We start from the raw sequence: 1,898 nt of genomic DNA on the forward strand, positions 1-1,898 counted from the left end.
GAATGTGTCCACCGCGCAACGCGCCCTCTTCGGGGTAGTCGCCGGGACGCCCGTGGCGCACGGAACTTCACGTGCGAGCGGTATCGACAAGGGAAGTGTTGGGGAGGCACCCGTGGGCAACTCCGTTGATGGAGTCCCGAACGACGCCTGGTCCCGCGACCCTGCGCCACCACGACGCCGTCATCGGAACACTACGCGCCGCAGAATTTCCGGTTGCCCTTGCTGCGCACGCCTTTTCGATCATGGATGCGTACATCTACGGCTTTGTGCTCCAAGAGGTGAGTCTGCCGTTCGAAACCGCGCAGGAAACGACGGAACTGGCGAACGCGATCATGGGGTCGTTCGAGAGCGGTCAGTATCCGCACCTGGCCGAGTTGACCACTGAGCATGTCCTGGCGCCCGGATACAGCTATGCCGCCGAATTCGCTTTCGGTCTGGATCTGATTCTCGACGGTCTCGACCGTCTGCACATCGGGAGTGAACGATGATCTGACGTGTGTACCGGGTTAAAGTCGAGAAAACCGGGTTACCGGTCCAGACTTCAGATGTCCCGAAGAGGAGCTTTCTGTGCGCGCCATGGTGGTTACGGAACTGTCCGGTCCCGAAGGAATTGTCGCGCAGGAGGTTCCCGAGCCCGCCGCCGAAGGTACCTTGTGGGATGCTCATGGTGTCAGAGCGATCGAGACTGCGGTAGATGTCCGTGATCAGTTGGTTCCCGCTCGCTGCGAACATCTCCAGGTGGAAGTCGAGGTCGTACTCGACGGATTTGGCGACGTCGGGCTCAGCGTCTCGGCCATCCAAAGCCCGAGTCATTCGGTCGATGTCTTCGGGCAGGGCTCGTTCGGCTGCGAGTCGGGCGGCGTAGAGCTCCAAAGCTTCACGGGCTTCGAAGATTTCGAGCACGTTCTCCGCCGCTGCACGTCTTTGAAGTGCAATTTCGAGTTCTGAGCTCGCGCAGACGTAGGTTCCGTCTCCCGGGCGTGCTTCGAGGAGGCCGGCATGGACGAGGCCGCGAATTGCCGGGTTTCCGAGTTTCGCGAGAACATCCACAATCTAGTACACACATTTATCAACCGTGAGCCACGCTAGGGTTAGGCCATGAATGAGCGAACAACCGATGACCAACCAACCGTCGGCGAGCTCAACTTCTGGTCGTTCATCGAACTGGCCAACAAACGACTGGCCACCGAACACGGCTTTCGCGACCAGCTGGCCACCGAGGTGCTCTTGACGCTCAATCGGGCCTCGAACGTGGTCACCTACGATCTCGAGTCGTCGATCCACCGCCCTCGCGGCTGGTCATGGTCGTCGTTCCGACTGTTGTTCGTCACCTGGCTGGCCGGTCCGATCGAGCCGAAGGCTGCCGCCGAACTCACCGGGATGAGCCGGGCCGCCGTCTCCAATCTGTCCAAGTCGCTACTGGCAGATGGGCTGATCGATCGCCGTCCCACCGAGAACGACGGACGCTCAGTCCAGCTGTACCTGACCGACAAAGGCCGAGAAGCCATGGTCGAAGCGTTTCGCGAGCAGAACGAACGCGAACACGCCTGGGTCAGCGTCCTGAGCGAGGCCGAACAGCGCATCCTTGTCATGCTCCTGGACAAACTGATCACCAACCGCAGCCAGTTCGACGTACGCGGACGTAACTGACATAGACCCGAACCCCCTTGGAGGGTTGCGCCCATCACATCATTTTAGTTAATGTATTTACTATCTGGTGGAGGTGAGCCAGGCAGAACAGCACAGAAGGAGCCCCGTCATGGCGTTCTATCGACAACTCGGCAACATCCCACCGAAGCGTCACACCCAACACCGTGACGAGTCCGGCAACCTCTACTACGACCGAGCGGAACGTCACGCTCGTCATCGCCGCCGGGGCCAGCGGCGTACTCGTCCAC

The 1,898-nt window shown here is 60.4% G+C and carries 3 protein-coding genes and 1 pseudogene; 2 read left to right on the top strand and 2 right to left on the bottom strand.

The window, feature by feature from the left end:
- Positions 1-56: 56 nt before the first annotated feature.
- Positions 57-449, top strand: a pseudogene (locus ABT116_RS43870) (TetR/AcrR family transcriptional regulator C-terminal domain-containing protein); the annotation flags it as partial.
- On the opposite strand, the gene ABT116_RS51145 reads toward ABT116_RS43870, so the two are convergent.
- Entirely contained in the window at positions 331-1,050 is a 720-nt protein-coding gene (locus tag ABT116_RS51145; protein ID WP_502984055.1) for a FadR/GntR family transcriptional regulator, read from the bottom strand. The pseudogene ABT116_RS43870 and the gene ABT116_RS51145 overlap by 119 nt on opposite strands.
- Before the next feature lie 48 nt (positions 1,051-1,098).
- On the opposite strand from ABT116_RS51145, the gene ABT116_RS43880 reads away from it, so the two are divergent.
- Complete coding sequence (locus ABT116_RS43880; protein WP_124567629.1) at positions 1,099-1,650, top strand: MarR family winged helix-turn-helix transcriptional regulator; 552 nt, start codon at positions 1,099-1,101, stop codon at positions 1,648-1,650.
- A 34-nt stretch (positions 1,651-1,684) separates the two neighbouring features.
- On the opposite strand, the gene ABT116_RS43885 is transcribed toward ABT116_RS43880, so the two are convergent.
- Positions 1,685-1,898, bottom strand: a 214-nt coding sequence (locus ABT116_RS43885) for a hypothetical protein (protein ID WP_351646421.1), incomplete at its 5' end; no start/stop codon positions are given.

This window comes from Streptomyces sp. NPDC002130, assembly GCF_040296465.1.
GTDB lineage: Bacteria > Actinomycetota > Actinomycetes > Streptomycetales > Streptomycetaceae > Streptomyces.